General features: G+C 69.7%; 20 protein-coding genes and 2 pseudogenes. 16 read left to right on the top strand and 6 right to left on the bottom strand.

Annotated features, from left to right (window positions below):
• Positions 1-82 precede the first annotated feature (82 nt).
• From M2163_RS07135 to M2163_RS07125, 3 genes are read left to right on the top strand one after another with little or no spacing between them, the layout of a single operon-like run.
• Positions 83-1,669, top strand: a complete 1,587-nt coding sequence (locus M2163_RS07135) for a tryptophan halogenase family protein (protein ID WP_280853719.1) — start codon at positions 83-85, stop codon at positions 1,667-1,669.
• A 46-nt stretch (positions 1,670-1,715) separates the two neighbouring features.
• The gene (locus tag M2163_RS07130) at positions 1,716-2,270 is read left to right on the top strand and encodes a flavin reductase family protein (RefSeq protein ID WP_280853720.1); all 555 of its coding nucleotides are present in this window, start codon (positions 1,716-1,718) and stop codon (positions 2,268-2,270) included.
• Positions 2,263-3,618, top strand: coding sequence for a cation:proton antiporter (locus tag M2163_RS07125; RefSeq protein ID WP_280853721.1), 1,356 nt, complete (start codon positions 2,263-2,265; stop codon positions 3,616-3,618). The genes M2163_RS07130 and M2163_RS07125 overlap by 8 nt, the downstream gene beginning before the upstream one ends.
• 225 nt (positions 3,619-3,843) lie before the next feature.
• Here the strand turns inward: M2163_RS07125 and M2163_RS07120 are convergent, their stop codons facing one another.
• On the bottom strand, positions 3,844-4,263 hold the full coding sequence (locus tag M2163_RS07120; RefSeq protein ID WP_280853722.1) for a hypothetical protein: 420 nt from the start codon (positions 4,261-4,263) through the stop codon (positions 3,844-3,846).
• A gap of 485 nt (positions 4,264-4,748) precedes the next feature.
• Positions 4,749-4,874, bottom strand: a pseudogene (locus M2163_RS07115) (MBL fold metallo-hydrolase); the annotation flags it as partial.
• 6 nt (positions 4,875-4,880) lie between these two features.
• Between M2163_RS07115 and M2163_RS07110 the strand changes: the two are divergent.
• The 5 genes and pseudogenes from M2163_RS07110 to M2163_RS07090 all read left to right on the top strand — a co-directional run.
• Positions 4,881-5,592 (top strand): annotated as a pseudogene (locus M2163_RS07110) (helix-turn-helix domain-containing protein); the annotation flags it as partial.
• A gap of 162 nt (positions 5,593-5,754) precedes the next feature.
• Positions 5,755-6,186 carry a spore-associated protein gene (locus tag M2163_RS07105; RefSeq protein WP_280853723.1) on the top strand — a complete coding sequence of 144 codons (432 nt, stop codon included), beginning with the start codon at positions 5,755-5,757 and terminating at the stop codon, positions 6,184-6,186.
• A gap of 73 nt (positions 6,187-6,259) precedes the next feature.
• On the top strand, positions 6,260-7,198 hold the full coding sequence (locus M2163_RS07100; RefSeq protein ID WP_280853724.1) for a MerR family transcriptional regulator: 939 nt from the start codon (positions 6,260-6,262) through the stop codon (positions 7,196-7,198).
• A gap of 13 nt (positions 7,199-7,211) precedes the next feature.
• Positions 7,212-7,778, top strand: coding sequence for a GNAT family N-acetyltransferase (locus M2163_RS07095; protein ID WP_280853725.1), 567 nt, complete (start codon positions 7,212-7,214; stop codon positions 7,776-7,778).
• A 93-nt stretch (positions 7,779-7,871) separates the two neighbouring features.
• On the top strand, positions 7,872-8,810 hold the full coding sequence (locus tag M2163_RS07090; protein ID WP_280853726.1) for a hypothetical protein: 939 nt from the start codon (positions 7,872-7,874) through the stop codon (positions 8,808-8,810).
• A gap of 3 nt (positions 8,811-8,813) precedes the next feature.
• Here the strand turns inward: M2163_RS07090 and M2163_RS07085 are convergent, their stop codons facing one another.
• Complete coding sequence (locus M2163_RS07085) at positions 8,814-9,575, bottom strand: hypothetical protein (protein ID WP_280853728.1); 762 nt, start codon at positions 9,573-9,575, stop codon at positions 8,814-8,816.
• Positions 9,515-9,892, bottom strand: coding sequence for a hypothetical protein (locus M2163_RS07080; protein ID WP_280853729.1), 378 nt, complete (start codon positions 9,890-9,892; stop codon positions 9,515-9,517). Before M2163_RS07080 ends, M2163_RS07085 begins: the two co-directional genes overlap by 61 nt.
• Before the next feature lie 291 nt (positions 9,893-10,183).
• Between M2163_RS07080 and M2163_RS07075 the strand changes: the two genes are divergently transcribed.
• Positions 10,184-10,849, top strand: a complete 666-nt coding sequence (locus M2163_RS07075; RefSeq protein WP_280853730.1) for a hypothetical protein — start codon at positions 10,184-10,186, stop codon at positions 10,847-10,849.
• Between the two features lie 192 nt (positions 10,850-11,041).
• Here M2163_RS07075 and M2163_RS07070 read toward each other — a convergent pair whose 3' ends face one another.
• On the bottom strand, positions 11,042-11,929 hold the full coding sequence (locus tag M2163_RS07070; protein ID WP_280853731.1) for an alpha/beta hydrolase: 888 nt from the start codon (positions 11,927-11,929) through the stop codon (positions 11,042-11,044).
• 70 nt (positions 11,930-11,999) lie between these two features.
• Between M2163_RS07070 and M2163_RS07065 the strand changes: the two genes are divergently transcribed.
• The 7 genes from M2163_RS07065 to M2163_RS07035 all read left to right on the top strand — a co-directional run bounded on the left by M2163_RS07065 (position 12,000) and on the right by M2163_RS07035 (position 17,375).
• On the top strand, positions 12,000-13,469 hold the full coding sequence (locus M2163_RS07065; RefSeq protein WP_280893459.1) for an alpha/beta fold hydrolase: 1,470 nt from the start codon (positions 12,000-12,002) through the stop codon (positions 13,467-13,469).
• 28 nt (positions 13,470-13,497) lie between these two features.
• On the top strand, positions 13,498-13,716 hold the full coding sequence (locus M2163_RS07060; RefSeq protein WP_280893458.1) for a hypothetical protein: 219 nt from the start codon (positions 13,498-13,500) through the stop codon (positions 13,714-13,716).
• Positions 13,717-13,985: 269 nt separating this feature from the next.
• Positions 13,986-14,324, top strand: a complete 339-nt coding sequence (locus M2163_RS07055) for a metalloregulator ArsR/SmtB family transcription factor (protein WP_280853736.1) — start codon at positions 13,986-13,988, stop codon at positions 14,322-14,324.
• A complete protein-coding gene (locus M2163_RS07050; RefSeq protein ID WP_280893457.1) occupies positions 14,324-16,069 on the top strand; it encodes a SulP family inorganic anion transporter in 1,746 nt (581 codons plus the stop codon). Before M2163_RS07055 ends, M2163_RS07050 begins: the two co-directional genes overlap by 1 nt.
• Positions 16,066-16,473 (top strand): pyridoxamine 5'-phosphate oxidase family protein, encoded by a 408-nt coding sequence (locus M2163_RS07045; protein WP_280853738.1) that lies wholly within the window; start codon positions 16,066-16,068, stop codon positions 16,471-16,473. Before M2163_RS07050 ends, M2163_RS07045 begins: the two co-directional genes overlap by 4 nt.
• Before the next feature lie 3 nt (positions 16,474-16,476).
• Positions 16,477-16,953: an ATP-binding protein gene (locus M2163_RS07040; protein WP_280893456.1), complete on the top strand. Its 477-nt coding sequence runs from the start codon at positions 16,477-16,479 to the stop codon at positions 16,951-16,953.
• The gene (locus M2163_RS07035; RefSeq protein ID WP_280853740.1) at positions 16,950-17,375 is read left to right on the top strand and encodes an anti-sigma factor antagonist; all 426 of its coding nucleotides are present in this window, start codon (positions 16,950-16,952) and stop codon (positions 17,373-17,375) included. Before M2163_RS07040 ends, M2163_RS07035 begins: the two co-directional genes overlap by 4 nt.
• Positions 17,376-17,603: 228 nt before the next feature.
• On the opposite strand, the gene M2163_RS07030 is transcribed toward M2163_RS07035, so the two are convergent.
• Positions 17,604-17,744, bottom strand: a complete 141-nt coding sequence (locus tag M2163_RS07030; protein ID WP_280893455.1) for a hypothetical protein — start codon at positions 17,742-17,744, stop codon at positions 17,604-17,606.
• Positions 17,745-17,758: the final 14 nt, after the last annotated feature.

Genomic DNA, 17,758 nt, shown 5'->3' with positions numbered 1-17,758 from the left:
ACCCGCCACTGCGGACCCGACCAGGGGGCGGGACCGCAGCGGATCCACATGGGGAAAAACAAGCGAAATGGAGTGACAAAACATGAATGCTCCTGCAAGAGATCAGTCCCGTTCGGCCGCCGTGGAGAACGTCGTCATCGTCGGCGGGGGCACCGCGGGATGGATGACGGCCGCGTACATGACCGCCGCCTTCGGCGACCGGGTCAAGATCACCCTGGTGGAGTCGGCGGACGTCGGCGCGATCGGCGTCGGTGAGGCCACCTTCAGCGACATCCGTCACTTCTTCGAGTTCCTCGGCCTGGCCGAGCGGGACTGGATGCCGGCCTGCAACGCCACGTACAAGCTCGCGGTCCGGTTCGAGAACTGGCGCGAGCCGGGACACCACTTCTACCACCCGTTCGAGCAACTGGGCTCGGTCAAGGGCTTCCCGCTGACGGACTGGTGGCTGCGCTATCCGACCACCAAGCGGTTCGACGTCGACTGCTTCGTGATGGCCAACCTGTGCGACGCCGGGCGCAGCCCGCGCTACACCGACGGGCGGCTGCTGGAACAGGAGTTCGTGGAGAACGAGGACCTCCCCACCACGATCGCCGACTACCAGGGGGCCCAGTTCCCCTACGCCTACCACTTCGAGGCGCACCTGCTGGCCAAGTTCCTCACCAAGTACGCCACTCAGCGCGGGGTGCGGCACATCGTCGACAACGTGCAGGACGTCGGGCTCGACGAGCGCGGCTGGATCTCGCACGTGCAGACCGCGGAGCACGGCCGCCTCGAGGGCGACCTGTTCGTCGACTGCACCGGTTTCCGCGCCCTACTGCTCAACAAGGCACTGGGCGAGCCGTTCGTGTCGTACCAGGACACCCTGCCCAACGACAGCGCGGTCGCGCTGCAGGTGCCGATGGACATGGACAAGGACCCGATCCGGCCGTGCACCACGGCCACCGCCCAGGACGCGGGCTGGATCTGGACCATCCCGCTGATCAGCCGGCTCGGCACCGGCTACGTGTACTCCCGGGACTACCTGGAGCCCGAGGAGGCGGAGCGGACCCTGCGTGAGTTCGTCGGCCCGGCCGCCGCGGACGTACCCGCCAACCACATCAAGATGCGCATCGGGCGCAGCCGGCGCGGCTGGGTCAACAACTGCGTGGCGATAGGGCTTTCGAGCGGCTTCGTCGAGCCGCTCGAGTCCACCGGCATCTTCTTCATCCACTACGCCATCGAGCAGCTCGTCAAGTACTACCCGGCCGCCGACTGGGACGCCTCGCTGCGCGAGCAGTACAACAACTCGCTGATGAACGTCATGGACGGCGTCCGTGAGTTCCTCGTCCTGCACTACCGGGGCGCCAAGCGCGCCGACAACCAGTACTGGCGCGACACCAACACCCGCAAGATCCCCGACTCGCTCGCCGAGCGGCTGGAGCAGTGGGAGAGCAAGGTCCCGGACGCCGGCACGGTCTACCCGCGCTACCACGGGCTGCCGCCCTACTCCTACAACTGCATCCTGCTCGGCACCGGCGGCATCGACGTACGGCCTTCGCCGGCGCTCGACCTCATCGACGAGAAGGACGCGCTCGCCGAGTTCCAGCTCATCAAGGACAAGGCCCGCACGCTGGTCGCGAGCCTGCCGACGCAGAACGAGTACTTCCGGAAGATGCGTGATGGCGCATGAGCGACGGGGGCCGGTTCCGACCGCCACGGGGGAGAAGGGGGCGCCGGTGGACGGTGAGCTCCGAGAGATGATCGGCGGTGACCGCCGCGAGACGGTCGACGGCGAGTTCCGCGACATGATGGCGGCGTTCCCCACCGGAGTCTCGGTCGTCACCGCCCAGCGGGGCGGCGACGCCCCGTGGGGGATGACGTGCTCGTCCCTGTGCAGTCTGAGCATGGCCCCGCCCACGCTGCTGATCTGCCTGCGCGCCCAGAGCCCGACCCTGGACGCGGTGCTGGCCGGTGGGGCGTTCGCGGTGAACCTGCTGCACGGGGACGCGGAGTCCGTGGCGGCGCTCTTCGCCTCCGGGGCGGCGGACCGGTTCGAGCGAGTGGCGTGGAAGCCGTCCGCCCGCACCGGCAGCCCCGCGCTGGTGGAGGCCGCCCACGCGGTCGCCGACTGCACCGTCGTCCGTTCCCACCCCGCCGGCGACCACGTGATCGTCGTCGGGGCGGTACGGGCCGTCGAGCACTACGACCGGGGCAGCGCCCTGCTCTACGGCTTCCGCCAGTACGGTGAGTGGGCCCGGCCGCTGCCCGTGTCGCGAGGTGCGCATGGCTGACCTCGGGATGACCGCGTCCGGGACGACCGCGGCCGACTACCTGTCGGCCGCGCCGGTCGCGCCGATCGCCGCACACCCGATGCTGCTCTTCCTGCTGACGGTGGGCGTCCTGTTGACGCTGGCCATCGCGCTCGGACGACTGGCCGTACGGTTCGGAATGCCTCCGATCGTCGGGGAGTTGTGCGCGGGCGTGCTGCTCGGGCCGTCGCTGTTCGGGTGGCTCGCCCCGGGCGCGGCCGGCTGGCTGCTGCCCAGGCAGCCCGAGCAGATGCACCTGGTCGACACGGTCGGACAGGTCGGCGTACTGCTGCTGGTGGGCCTCACGGGCATGGAGACCGACCTGCGGATGATCCGCCGCCGCCGGAACACGGCGCTACGGGTCAGCCTCGCCGGTCTGCTGATCCCGCTGGGACTCGGCATCGCGCTCGGCTATCCGCTGGCCCGACTGCTCGACGCGGGCTCCGACACCCATGTGTTCGCGCTCTTCCTGGGTGTGGCGCTGTGTGTGAGCGCCATTCCGGTGATCGCCAAGACGCTGATGGACATGCGTCTGATGCACCGGGACATCGGTCAACTGACGCTCGCCGCGGGCATGATCGACGACGCGTTCGGCTGGCTGATGCTGTCCGTGATCTCGGCGATGGCGGTGGGCGGGCTGACCGCCGCAACCGTCGGTCACGCCGTCGGCGCCCTGGTGTTGGTCCTGGTCCTGGCCGTGGTGGTCGGCAGACCGCTGGTACGGCGCATCCTGCGCTGGAGCGGCGACTCCGCCGAGCAGACGGTGGCAGCGGTCGGGGCGATGCTGCTCCTGTCGGCAGCGGGCACGCACGCGCTGGGCCTTGAACCGGTGTTCGGGGCGTTCGTCTGCGGCATGGTGATCGGCTCCAGCCGGGAGTGGTCGCCGTCGAGGACGGCGCCCCTGCGCACGGTCGTACTGGGCGTGCTGGCACCGGTGTTCTTCGCCACGGCGGGCCTGCGGATCGACCTGCGTGCCCTGGCGAAGCCCTCCGTACTGGCGGCGGCGATCATCGTGCTCGTCGTCGCGGTCCTGGGCAAGTTCACGGGCGCGTACGTCGGTGCACGACTGAGCCGACTGGGCCGTTGGGAGGCGCTGGCGCTGGGCGCGGGGATGAACGCACGCGGCGTGATCGAGGTGATCGTCGCGATGGTCGGACTCCGCCTGGGCATCCTGACGACCGCCTCGTACACGATCATCGTGCTCGTCGCCGTCGCCACCTCCGTCATGGCACCGCCCATCCTGGGTTTCGCCATGAAACGCGTCGACAGCACCCAGGAGGAGGAACTGCGGCTCAGGGCGAGTGGCGCTTCGTTGGGTGCAGGTGTGTGAGTTGCTCAAGAACACGCGGAAAGTGTGAACACGCAACGGAACATGCCGGCCTCGCGCCAGTACGTGAACCAGCCGCTCGGCGATCCGCTGCCGGCCAGGGCAGCGGATCGCCGAGCGGCTGTGCGAAGTCGCCAGGCCCGAGGTGTGAGCCGTTCCCCAAGGAGGGCAAGGCGTCCGAGGCACGGCGCTGCCTCAGCGTCTCCCGCGCCCGCACGGTTACAGGACTCAGGCGTCGAACAGGCCCAGTACCACGTTCCTCACACCGGTGATGTTCTGCGGCCCCCCGGACCAGTCCGACGGGTCGTAGTCGAAGGACACGTACGGACCTCCCGCATGGCCGCAGGCCACAGGAGCGAAGCTTAAGTCGTCTCCGGCGGCGGTCTCCCAGGTCATGTACCAGGCCACGCACTCCCCGTCATACCAACCGCCCGGGATCAGGTCCTCCACCCAGCCGGTGACGTGCGCCCGTCCGTTCTCGATACAGATGCTGATCTCGCCTCGGCCGTACCTCTCCGTCGCGCTGTCGGTGACGCAGGTGGGCGCGGCAGTCCCGGAGGACGCTGCCGAGGCTGTCGGTGCTATAGCGAGGGACATGGCAGCTGCTGCGAGTGCCGCCATGGCCTTCACGCGAGTCGATCGTTGCATGGTCGCTTCCCTTCCTGACGGTCAGGGACCGAAGTCGCGTCATGTACACGACAGCAGTTCGGGAACAGTTCCGAATGAGCGGCGCCTCAGCGCCAAAGGAGCAAGCAGCCTCAACGGACACGGCCCATGCCGTCCGACTGACTTCGTCGACTCCGGTGCCACCGCCCCCAACGGGCGGAGGGAGCACAGCGTAGCCCGCGGGCGGATCGCCGGGCCAACGGCTGTTCAACTGCTGCCCTCATGCAGCAGGGCCCGGGTGCGGGGTGTCGTAGACGAAGACCCTGCCCGTGGCGCCTCCGGCGACGATGAGCAGGCCCGCGCGGTCGGTCCGCATGCCGACGACCGACAGGCGTCCGTTCCGCCCGCCCGGCAGTGAGGGCTTGTTGGTCAGGACGGGATGCTGGGGTACGTCGCCGCCGGGGTGGCGTCCGCCCCGGACGAGCAGGGCGGCCGTAGCGACAGCCGCGCCACGGAGGCCGCGAAGACGTACTGAGGGCGTGCTGCCAGCCGGTGATGTCGTTGTTGCCCAGGTAGAGGTGGACGTCGTTGTAGACGAGGTCCTGAGCGATCAGGACGCCCTGCGCGGGCAGCTTGACGAGTAGTTCGTCGGCGGGACCACGGAGGGCAGCGCGGAGCACGCGGTCGACTTCGTGACCTACCCCTGCCGCCCCCGGCACCCTGCTGTGGATCCGCCCCGGCCAGGTGCAGCGCTTCGTCCGACCGGGAGCCGCCAAGGGCACCCACCTCCTGTTCACACCGGCCTTCCCGCCGCACAGCAGCAGCGCCGACCGGCTGGTGAAGGAGTGGTACGGGCCGGCCTGTTGGCAGCTGGGCGCGCGTCCCGAGTACGCCGTGCTGTCGACCCTGCTCGGTCAGATGCGGTCCGAGTACGGCCGTCCCGAAGGGACCGTCTCGGCAGAGATCCTCCAACTCCTCCTGGCCGCCGTGCTGTTGCACATCGACCGGCTGCCCCACCCCGACGGCGGTGGCGACCCGAACGCGGGCGGCGAGGTGTACGCGCGCTTCCGCGCCGAACTGGAGCGCGAGTATGCCACCACCCGCCGAGCCGCCGACTACACCCACCGCCTCGGGTACACCGTCAAAACCCTCACGCGCGCCTGCGCCGCCGCCACCGGACAGCCCGTGAAGCACGTCATCGACGCCCGGGTCGCCCTCGAGGCCCAGCGTCTGCTCGCCCACACCGACGAACCGGTGGCGACGATCGCCCGCCGACTGGGATTCCCCGAACCCACCAACTTCGGGGAGTTCTTGACCCGCCGCACGGGTGCGGCCCCGGGCGCGTTCCGTCGGACCCATCAGGGTGGATAGTCACGTCTTGTCTCTCGAGGAGCAACAGCCACGGACCCGTTCACTCCACGTCCGGATTCCGTAACCGGTGCCGATGGCCTACAACGCCGGCCGGGTGACGGCGGTCAATCCCTTCGAGGTCGACAAGCTGTCGGAGCAGTCGACGGACAACGGGGGATTCACATGAACATCATTCAGCGTGCCGCAGCGGTCGGAGCGGTCACCGCCGCGGTGGTCGGCGCCATGGGGGCCATCGCACCGCAGGCCGGGGCGGCGACGCCCGTGGCGAAGTACAACGGTGTCTGCGGGGCGGGCTACACGGTGGTCCACTCGGCCTCGGTCGGTACCGCGGGCACCGTCTACCTGACGTACAACCCGTCGACCGGACTGGACTGCGTGGTGACCGTACGCGCCCGTCCCGGCACCGCCGTGTCCATGATGGCAGCGATCACGGACGCTCAGGACGTCGATCCCGAGTTCGACGACGGTTCTTACACGACCTACGCCGGCCCGGTGTACATCGGCCACCCCGGGCACTGCGTGAGCTACTGGGGGCGGATCTCGGAGCAGAGCGGCGGAGCGAACAACGTGCACTGCACACCGCTGTCCGACTGAGCGGGTCCCTACTGTATGTCGACCAGGCGGAGGCACTTGAGTCTCCAGTAGGGGGAGACACAAAGGTGGGGGCATGGACGGCGACACGCTCTACTCGATCGGTGAACTCGCTCGACGGACCGGTCTGACGGTCAAGACCATTCGGTTCTACTCCGATCGCGGAATCGTGGCGCCGACGGACCGCAGCCCGGCCGGCTACCGCCTCTACAGCATCGACGCCGTCGCTCGCCTGGACCTCGTGCGGACCTTGCGCGAGCTGGGACTGGACCTTCCCACGATCCGCAAGGTCGTGGACCGCGAGCTCTCGCTGCCCGAGGTCGCCGCGGCGCACGCCGAAGCAGTGGCAGTGCAGATCCGCGTCCTGCGCCTGCGGCACGCGGTGCTGACGGCGGTGGCCGAGCGCGGGTCCACACCTGAGGAGACGGAACTCATGCACCGGCTGGCCCGGCTTTCCGAGGACGAACGCAGACGTATGATCGGCAATTTTCTCGACGCCTCCTTCGGCGGTCTCGGCGCGGCCCCCGCATTCGCGGGGGTCATGCGCTCGATGACCCCCGAGTTGCCCGACAACCCGGAGCCGGAGCAGGTCCAGGCGTGGGTGGAGTTGGCAGAAATGACCCTGGACCAGGGCTTCCGCGCCGTCGTGCGGCGGATGGCCCAGGACCTGGCAGTCGACCAGACCCGAAGCGACATGACGGGCCCGTGCCGTGACGTCTCCGCAGTCGTCCGTGACCAGGTCGGCCCGGCCCTGGCCGCAGGCATCGACCCGGCCTCGCCCCAGGCCGACCCGATCGTCACGGCGTTCACGGCGCAGTGCGCGCAACTCCTCGGCCGCCCTGACGACGTAGAGCTTCGCCACCGGCTGGCGACTCGGCTGGAGAGCGTCAATGACCCCCGCAGGGAGCGGTACCTGCAACTGCTCGCAGTGGTCAACGGCTGGCCGGCCCCGGAGAATCTGGCTCCGGTATTCGACTGGTCCGTCCAGGCTCTGCGCGTCCGGACACAGCAATGAGGGTGATCGGTTGATGAGTGTTCCGGTCGTACTTCAGGTGGCCGCGTCGCTGGTCTCTCCCGCTCTCCTTCTGCGCCCTTGGTGCATGGAGGATGTTGCCGCTTTGGTCGAGGTGAGGCGGGATCCCGTACTGCGCCAGCGGGTGAGCTCTGTGGTGGACAACGATGCTGACGGGGCACGGTGGGTGCGGGCCCAGCAGCAGGGCTGGGCGGCGGGGGACCGGTTCGGCTTCGCCGTCCTTGAGACACAAGCCGGTTCAGATCGCGAACAGTTGGTGGGCAACGTGGTCCTCAAGGAAGTCGCCTCCGGCAAAGCGGCGGCCGAAGTGGGCTACTGGACCGCGGCGCACGCTCGCGGGCGGGGAGTGGCCTCCCGGGCTCTGGAGGCACTCACCAACTGGGCCTTCGACACCTTCGAAGCCGACGGGCTGGAGCGTCTCGAACTCCTGCACCAGGTGGACAACCTGGCATCGTGCCGGGTCGCGCAGAAGGGCCGCTACGACTTCGACACCGTCCTGCCCGCGGCACCACCCACCTATCCCCGCGATGGCCACCTGCACATACGGCGCGCGGGTACCTGAGATGCTCCGGGGTTCTGCGGATCGGCTGAGGCTGCTCACGCCGAGAGGGGCTGAGGGCGTTCGTCGGACCTGACCGGCCGTTAGCCTCAGCAGATGATTCCTGCGCCACCACCGAGAGTCGTCACGCGTCACCGCGACGGCCACATTCACGCCTACGTCGTGGACTCCACTGCCTGCGGGACGCTGGAAGTCGCCGCGGTGTTCCAGCCGCTTCCTGGCGACGAGGTCGTGGAGTCGGTGGTCCGACACGATCTGGAGCAGGTCGTGTACACGACGCTGAACGGCGTCATCTGCCTCTCGCGTGCCGGTGACCTCGTATGGGCTTCGGACTTCGAGCCGTTCTCCGACGTACGCCATGGCCACCGGCCTGGATGTGCGCTGTCTCTGGATGGCCGAACGGTGTGGGTGTACCGGCCTGACGCGATGGCGGGACGCCCTGGCGGGGACCAGTGGGTGGTGCACGACGCCGAAAGCGGCGTGATCCTCGCCCGCCGTGAGCTGGAAACGGCCGGGCACGGTGGCAGCCATCACGTGAACCCCGCGGACGGCAGCATCTACCTCGACATCGGTGAGGGCCAGGACGGCTCCGTCATCATCCGAGGTACCGCCGGGGCGGACGGTCAGCCGGAGTTCGTGGCGTACCCATGGTCGGATCGCTGCCTGATCGACCTGGCGCCGTCCGGGCAACAGTTCATGACCGTCGACCACGATCAGGCGGACGTCGCCTTTCACTCTCACCCCGACGGGGACGTGCTCTTCACCCTCCCCGTCGAGGCCTTCGGGTACGACCCGGAGGAGTGCTTCGTGGAATGGAGCGGTGGCTACCTGACCGAGGACATGGCCGTCGTCACCCTGGGCGGTGAGAGCGAGGACGAGGAGGAGTGGTTCCGTCACCACTTGGTCGACGTACGCACAGGCACGCTCAGCGGCGAGTTCACCGTCGAGGTGAGCCATCCGTACGAACTGGTGCCGCTGGGCGACGGATCCTGGCTCACCGGCGGCCCCGGCGGCCGTCCCGTCCGTCGGTCGTAGACGTCAGTCCTTGCAGGACAGGGGTGGCTCGGCCGGTACGTCCCGGACCAACCCGGTGATGGAATCGAGGTACTCCTTGGTCCGCCGGTCGCGGGAGAGCTGGGCGTACACCGGCCGCACGGCTTTGCGCAGTGCCGCCAACTGTGCCGAATCCGCGGCGGCGAACTCTTGGCCCCGGGCGCAGAGGCTTTCGAGGGCGCGGTGCTCCTGTCCGCGCAAGTCAGCTCCCGCCCCGTGCACGGCTTGTCGCGCCGCGTCCCGCAACAGCGCGCGCTGGCCCTGGCTGAGCCGCTCGACGGCCCTGGTGTTGGCGACCAGGACGATGGGGCGCGGCCACAGCACGACGTCGGCGGTGCCGATCATCCCCGCTTCGTCGTAACGGTTGCCGTCGACAGAGACGAGTTGCTGTTCGAACCCGTCGAAATCGCTCACCGAGCTGCCCGAGCCGAACCATTGCGGTTTCGCTCCGAGGGCGCGCGCGGGGGCGTCGGCGACCTTGGACTCCTGGATACCGATCGTGCGTCCCTTGTAGTCCTCCGGACCCAGCAGTGGTGTCCCGGCGCCGAAGGGACGGCGCAGGCTGCCCGGGAGCAGGTCCACGCCGGTGAGGCCGCCGCCGTCGACCTCGCGGATCATGCGCTCGGCGACCGGTGCGCGGAGGACCCTCTCCTCGGCGTCGAAGCTGTTGATCAGGAGCGGGGCGGTCAGGGCGGCGAGGGCAGGGGCCCGACCGATGTCGAAGACCCGACTGCCGAGTGCGGCCATGTCGCCCGTCCGGACCGCACGTCGCCCAGCAGTTGCTCCTCGAAGTCCGGCCCCTCCTCATGGTGGGCGTCGAACTCGGCGGAGATCTGGATGGAGCCGTGGGACAGTGTCCTCACGTTCTGGAGGAAGGCGCGGAACTCGTCACTCGCGCCCATCGGCGTTGCCGGCGACAGCACGACCGGCCCAGCCGTGCCACTGCCCTGCGTGTCGGTGACGGGTTTCCCCGCGCTCGCGGTGCCGGAGCAGCCGACGGCGAGCAGCACCAGCCCGACGGCCGCGCTCAGCGCGGAACCTGCCGTCGTACCTCGGGAACGCATGGCGTCACGCTTCCTTCTCGATGAGCCGCTCACAGCCTGACAAGCGAGTAGGCGCGGCGCACGGGCCGGCCTCACGGTCCGCCTGTGCCGACGGTAGGGGCCGGAGACGTCCTGCGCATCCGTATGCCTCGGCCGGCCGTACGCAGACACTCGCCACGAGGTGTCCGTAGCACCACCCCGGGTCCGGTGTTCAGGCCCAGCGACGTTGCGCCGCGTGTGCGGGAGAGTTTCCTCGTCGGTACCACACGGACATGGGACAGGGCACTCACACACTCACTCGGGGGACAACACATGAATGACATCATCGCCAGGCGCCTGACAGGACTGGCCGGCATCGCGGCGGCGGTCTGCTTCATCATCGAAGTGCCGCTGTACTTCCTCTACTCGGGACCGCCGCCGGACGCCAACGTGCTGGCGCGGTTGCTCATCGGCATCGTCGCGCTCGCGGCCCTGATCCTCTTCGTCACGGGTCTGCGTGAACTGTTCAAGCAGGCCAACCCCGCCTACGAATGGGTCGGCACGGTGGCCTTCGCCAGCGGACTGGTCTACGCGACCGTCACCCTGGTCTCCAGCGGGTTGGAGGCCGGCGCCGTCATCGCCGCCGACCACCCGATCGACCCGACCATCACGGTCAGCGGCACGTACATCCTCTACGGTTCGATCGGCCGCCTGCTGCTCGCACTCTTCCTGACAGCGCTCGGCTACGGAGTCACCCGCGCGAAACTGCTTCCCCGCTGGATCGGCCGCTCGGCCTACGTCCTCGCCGCGGTGAACCTGGCCTTCGTGCCGTCCCTGTTCTTCGGCAACACCCCCGCACACTTCTACGCGGCGAACGGGTGGGGCAGCACGGCCCTGATGGGGGCCTTGCTGAGCTACTGGCTGCTCGCGGTGGGCATCTCCACCTACCGCAGCGCCGCACGCCGTACGCCGGCTCCCGCAGCGGCCCTCCGACCCTGACACGCATCCGCAAGGAGCGGCCCGTGGTGCCCGGCCTTCGAGCCGGGCACCACGGGCCGACAGGGCTGGGAGCAGGACCACGGTCCCCGAAGCAGCTGCTCCTATGGCAGGCGTTCCCCACGGTGTGACCGGCCAGGACCGGTTGCTGCGACGACCCGTGGGCCTTGTCGCGTGCCCGGCAGACATGCCGCTCTAGTGGTTCTGGTGAGGCCGGCCCGGGCTCGGCCCGAGGAAGGCCGCGAGGATCTCGGTGAGTTCCTCGGGGCATTCCTCCTGTACGTGGTGTCCCGCGTCCAGTACCCGCGCCTGGACGTCGGTGGCCCACTCGTGCCAGGGCGCGGCAGGGTCGCCGTAGAGGTCGGGCAGATCGTCGTGTTTGCCCCACGTCACGAGGACGGGGCACTCTAGTTTGCGTCCCGCAGTCTTGTCCCGCTCGTCGTCGCGTCGGTCGACGGTCAGACCAGCTCGGTAGTCCTCGCACATGGCGTGCACGACCTCGGGGTCGCGCCGGGCGGCGAGGTAGTCGCTGAACACCTCGGGCGCGCAGTGGTCGGGCCGGTCGCCGTACCAGGCGTCGGGGTCTCGGTTGATGAACTCCTCGGCCGGTTTCTCGGTCTGGCCGAGGAAGAACCAGTGCCACCACGTGCGAGCGAACCGTTCGCCGGCCCTGCGCAGGGCCTCGGCGGCCGGCGGGCCGCCGATGTTGACCAGCCGGCTCACCGCTTCTGGGTGATCGAGGGCCAGGCGGAAGCCGACGAGTGCGCCGCGGTCGTGCCCCACCACCGCGAAACGGCGGTGGCCCAGTTTGTTCATGAGCGCGACGATGTCACCCGCCATGGCCTTCTTCGACATCTGGGCGTGCTCAGGCACGTCCGCCGGGGCGCTCGAGCCGCCGTATCCCCTCAGGTCGGGGCAGACGACGGTGAAACGGTCGGCGAGCCCGACCGCCACCTCGTGCCAGGTCGCGTGGGTGCAGGGGTGGCCGTGCAAGAGGACCACGGCGGGCCCGGCCCCTCCATGGCGCACCCGCAGGACGACGGGTCCGACATCGATGTGATCCAGCCTGAAGCCCTCGAACATGAGTGATCCCTCATTCCTCCCTCGCCCCGGCAGGCCGGTCCTGTGTACCCGCAGCTATAGGGTCCGATGCATGACGCAGTTACCTGGCATGGTCTTCCGCGACCACATGTCCACGGTTCCGCTGGTCCACGGCCGCCCCGGCTCACCGACGATCGAGGTCTTCGCCCGTGAGGTCGTGGACGTGCGGCGCCAGGACGACGAGCTGCCCTGGCTGTGTTTCCTCAATGGCGGCCCCGGCAGCAAGGCGCCGCGACCGCCGATGCCGAGCTGGCTCGGAACGGCTCTGCGGACCCATCGCGTCGTGCTGCTGGACCAGCGCGGCACCGGACGCAGCACCCCGGTCTCCGCCTCCAGCACCGCCGGCCGCTCGGACGGCGAACTCGCTGCGTATCTGGGTCACTTCAGGGCCGACAGCATCGTCGCGGACGCGGAAGTGGTCCGTCGGCGGCTCACGCGGGGTCGCCCGTGGACGATCCTCGGGCAGAGCTACGGGGGTTTCGTGGCCCTGACCTACCTCTCCCACGCTTCGGAAGGCCTTGCGGGCTGCCTGGTCACCGGAGGGCTGCCCGCTTTGGCGGCGGACGCGACGGAGGTCTACAGCCGGTTGTACGCACGTGTCGCGGCCAAGAACGCGGCGTACTACCGGCGTTACCCGGAGGACATGGAACGGGTCCGGCACATGGCGGAACATTTGGCGGCGGGGGATGTGCGGCTGCCGGACGGGGACCGGCTCACGGTCGACCGGTTCCGCCATCTGGGGAAGACGCTCGGAACCAGCGGCGGGTTCGAGCGGGTGCACTGGCTGCTGGAGGACGGCTGGGACGGGACGGAACCGTCCGAGCCTTTCCGCTATCTGGTCATGTCCGCGACCGCGGCGGTGGGCAACCCGTTCTTCGCGCTGCAGGAGTACATCTACGGCCGTCCCGGCGCGGCCACCGGCTGGGCGGCCGAGCGGGTGATGGCGGGACGCCCGGATTTCGCCCCCGACGCGGTCCCGTTGCTGTTCACGGGGGAGATGATGTATCCGTGGATGTTCCGGGACATCCGGGCGCTGCGGCCGTTCGCGGGTGCCGCCGAACTGCTGGCCGCCCGGACCGACTGGCCGGCCCTGTACGACACCGGCCAACTGGTACGCAACGAGGTCCCGGTGGTCGCCGCGGTGTACCTGGACGACATGCACGTGGACGCCGATCTGCAACTGGACACCGCGTCCCGGGTCGCCAACGTGCGCACATGGGTGACCAACGAGTACGAGCCCGTGTTGGCCACCAGAACGATGCCGGACGTCCACTGGGGTTGTCGCCATCGCGCTGCTGCAGGTCCGCTTCTCCCGGTCCGCCGAGACGGTGCCCGGCGCAGGCAGGGCGACCCAGCAGTCGGGCCTGCTGCTCGCGCTGTCGTGCACGGTCTTCGCCTTGACGGCCGTGACCGCCCACGGTCTGACCGTCGTCGTGCTGTTCGTCGCGGCGGCGATCCATATCGCCGGGGAACTGTTGTACGTAGCGGGATCCTGGGGCCTGTCGGTCGGTCTGATGCCTGACGATGCCAAGGGTGAGTACCAAGGCGCCATGGCTGCGGGCACCGCGACCGCGCAGGCCCTCGGTCCGCTGCTGATGACCACCCTGGTGCTCGGCTGGCCCGGCCCGGGCTGGCTCGCCCTCGGCGCGCTGTTCGTCGCGGCGGGTTGCACCGCGGCGAGGATCGCCGAACGCACCTACCGGGCGCGGGGGGAGGCGGGCGGGCCAGGCGGGGTGGGCACGCGGGCTTCCGGCGGCCAGCGAGGGTAGACGGCTTCACCGGGGCGAGCTGTGAGGGTGACGGCCGAGGTCCGTGGGCGGTGTCGGTCGTCGAAGGCGCGTCGATGACTGGTGCGGGTGGCATCGGCGCGTACGTGCCATGAACTCACCGATCAGGACTCGGTGACCGCAGTGTGATGCTGAATTGCAAAATTTCGCAATTGGTTAGATGCTGGCTTAGCTGTGTTTGCAGATGGCCGTAGGCACAGTCTTTCGCTTCCGCCCCGTTCGCGGGGCCCTGCAGGAGAGTCCGAGGGGTCGTGTCCGTTCCGCTGTACCAAGCCAAGGCCGAGTTCTTCCGGATGCTCGGTCATCCCGTACGGATACGCGTGCTGGAACTGCTGCAGGACGGGCCGATGCCGGTGCGGGGCCTGCTGGCTCAGATCGAGGTCGAGCCCTCCGGTCTGTCGCAGCAGCTGGCGGTGCTGCGCCGCTCGGGTATCGTCACCGCGACCCGCGAGGGCTCGACGGTCGTCTACGAGTTGGCCGGCGGCGACGTCGCCGACTTGATGAAGGCCGCGCGGCGGATCCTGACCGAGATGCTCGCCGGGCGGAACGAGTTGCTGGCCGAGCTGCAGGACGTAGAGGTCGTCGGCTGATGACCACGCCATTCAGCCGGACATGGGCCCGGATCGTGTTGTTGCTGCCGAGGCGCACCGACCTCGCGGAGATGCGGCGTGACCCGCGCCGGGACCTTCTGGCGGGCTGGACCGTGGCGATCGTCGCGCTACCGCTGGCCCTCGGCTTCGGTGTCTCCTCCGGTCTGGGCGCGGCGGCGGGCCTGGCGACCGCGGTGGTCGCGGGCGCGCTCGCTGCCGTGTTCGGCGGGTCCAACCTGCAGGTGTCCGGGCCGACCGGCGCCATGACGGTGGTCCTGGTGCCGATCGTGAGCCGGTACGGGCCCACAGGGGTGCTCACCGTCGGACTGATGGCGGGCGTCATGCTCGTCGCTCTGGCGGTGCTGCGGGCGGGGAAGTACATGCAGTACGTGCCTGCCCCGGTCGTCGAGGGCTTCACCCTCGGTATCGCCTGCGTGATCGGCCTCCAGCAGATCCCGAACGCGCTCGGGGTACCCAGGCCGGAGGGCGACCGGGTGCTGGTGGTGACCTGGCGGGCCGTCGAGGAGTTCGCGCAGTCCCCGAACTGGACGGCCGTCGGTTTCGCGGTCGCGGTGGCCGCGGTCATGCTGCTCGGGGCCCGCTGGCGGCCGACCGTGCCGTTCTCGATCGTCGCCGTGATCTCGGCGACGATCGTGGCGCAGCTCGCCGGCCTGGACGCGGCGAAGCCGATCGGTGAACTGCCGTCGGGGCTGCCCGTGCCGTCGCTGTCCTTTCTCGACCTGGGCTCGCTCGGCAGCCTGCTCGCGCCCGCCCTGGCGGTCGCGGCGCTCGCCGCGCTGGAGTCCCTGCTGTCCGCCTCGGTCGCCGACGGGATGACGGTCGGCCAGCGGCACGACCCGGACCGGGAGCTGTTCGGCCAGGGCTTGGCGAACATCGCCGCCCCGCTCTTCGGCGGCGTACCCGCGACGGGCGCGATCGCCCGCACCGCGGTCAACGTGCGCACCGGCGCCGGCTCCCGGCTCGCCGCCCTCACGCATGCCGCCGTCCTCGCCGTGATCGTCTTCGGGGCGGCGCCGCTCGTGTCGAGGATTCCGCTGGCCGCTTTGGCCGGTGTCCTGCTGGCCACCGCGATCCGCATGGTCGAGGTCGGCTCGCTCAAGGCCATGGCGAAGGCCACCCGCTCCGACGCACTGATCCTCGCCCTCACCGCCGTGGCGACGCTGGCCCTGGATCTCGTGTACGCCGTGATCATCGGCCTCGTCGTCGCCGGTGCCCTCGCCCTGCGCGCCGTGGCGAAGCAGGCCCGCTTCGATCAGGTGCCGCTCGACCGCGGTGACCACAGTGCCGCGGAGCATGCGCTGCTGGCCGAGCACATCGTCGCCTACCGCATCGACGGGCCGCTGTTCTTCGCCGCCGCGCACCGCTTCCTGCTGGAGCTGACCGAGGTCGCCGATGTCCGGGTGGTCATCCTGCGCATGTCACGGGTGTCGACCATGGATGCCACCGGCGCCCTCGTCCTCAAGGACGCCGTGGAGAAGCTGCGCCACCGCGGCATCGTGGTCCTCGCCTCGGGGATCCGCGCAGGCCAGCGCCAGGTCCTCGACTCGGTCGGCGCGCTCCAGCTGCTTCTCCCGGAGGGCCGGGAGTACGCCGGCACTCCCGAGGCGATCCGCGCCGCTCGGGACCACTTGGAGAGGGCGGGCGTACTTCCTGGCGTCCCCGCGCAGAAGCGGCAGACGACGAGCCCGAGAGCGGCAGACGTCAGTGAGGAACCAGTCCGATGAGCACGACTCCCGCCCCCGTGCGCATGGCCGACATCTCCGGCGCGGAGGCGCTGTGGCTGGTGGAGAGCAGCAGCCTGGGACGGCTGGTGTTCGTACAGCGGGAGCAGCCCGTCGTACGGCCTGCCCGGCACGTTTGGGAGTACGGCCGCCTGGTCGTGCGCACCCCGGTGCAGGTGACCGCCGTGCCCACGACGGCGACCTACCACGTGGACGAGATCCTCGCCGTGACCAGCACCGGATGGACGGTGACCGTGACGGGTCCCACCGACGTGATCGCGGACCCGGATGAGGCCGCCCACTACCGCCGTACGCTTACCGGCTGGACGCACGGCCCGCACGACACGATCCTTCGTGTCCACCCGCGGACGGTCACCGGTTTCCGCCTCGCCCGCGCGGAGGGGTGAGCGATGTCCACGCGGCTCGATGCCCTGCCCTACCGGCATGTCCTCACCCTGCCCACCGAACCGGCGGCCGTGCGGTTGGCCCGCCAGACGGCCGAGCGGGCGTTGATCGAGTGGGGCGTGAGCCTGCGCCATCCCGCGGTGGACCCGGCCCTGTTGATCCTGAGCGAGCTGGTCACCAACAGTGTCCGGCACGCCGCTGCGCTCTCGCCGACGGTGACCGTGATCTATGCGGCGGGGCCTGACTGCCTGGCCTTCGCCGTCCATGACCGCCACCCCTACCAGCCGTCACTGCACGAGCCCTTCACGGAGACGGGAGCCGGCGGTCTGGCCACCGTCATGGAGCTCACCCTCGGCCTGGGCGGCAGCGCCAGGGTTCGAGGTGACGCCGACGCCGGGGGCAAGAGCATCTGGATCACCCTCCCGCTCCGACCGTTGAGCGGATCTCCATGGGTACCCGGACAAGGAAGTGCACTTTCATGACCATCGACTGGCGTTACACGATCGAGCAGGATCTCGGTGTCCTGTCCGTTGCCGGTTACCTGGGTCCGGATGCGGCCCGTCGTTTCGCTGGTGCGATCGGCTGGGTCGTGGCCCGTGGCACCGGCCCGGTTGTCGTCGAGCTGAGCGAACTGCGCAGCTGGTCGGTCGAGGGGCAGCTGGCCATCACGGAGGCGGCGCGCCGCCTCGCCGCGGCGGGCCGGCGGCTGGAACTGGCCGCGATCCCCGCCGACGGCTCACTTGTCCCCGCCCGCGACTGTCCGGACATCCCTGTGCATGCCGATCTGGCTGCGGCGCTCGCCGCGCATCGCACAGGCGAGACAGCAGGTGAAGGACTCACCGAGGAACGTCATGAGTGGCGTACGACGGGGTGGCTCAGCGGCCACGACCAGGCGGCGGAGTAGCCCGCAGGTTTGCTCACCCTGTGGCGCAGGGACCATCACCGCTGTACGCCCGACGGCCGACCGTGCACCCGACAACGACCAGGCGGGCGGCCTCGGCGGAGCGTCGGTCCGTACCGGCAGGACCCCACTCGTAGCGCATTCCGTCGCAGGCCTGCCCAGCGAGGTGCTCCGTATGCAGACCTCCCTGACGACCTCAGGAATTGCTAACGTTGGCAACTCCTGAGGTCGTCACTGCTGGATTCCGAGGTGCTCCTGCTCGGGTGCGGATTCGGTCCGGCCGGTGACGCACGCGAGGATGGGCCGCATGTTGTTGATGAGCGGGTGGATGCGATACGCCGAGGCCCGGCCGGTGGGGCCGTGCGACGGCACGGGGGAGGGGACAA

Origin of the sequence: Streptomyces sp. SAI-135 (assembly GCF_029893805.1) — a bacterium.
Lineage (GTDB): Bacteria > Actinomycetota > Actinomycetes > Streptomycetales > Streptomycetaceae > Streptomyces.
This window is presented reverse-complemented; position numbering and strand designations above follow the sequence as displayed.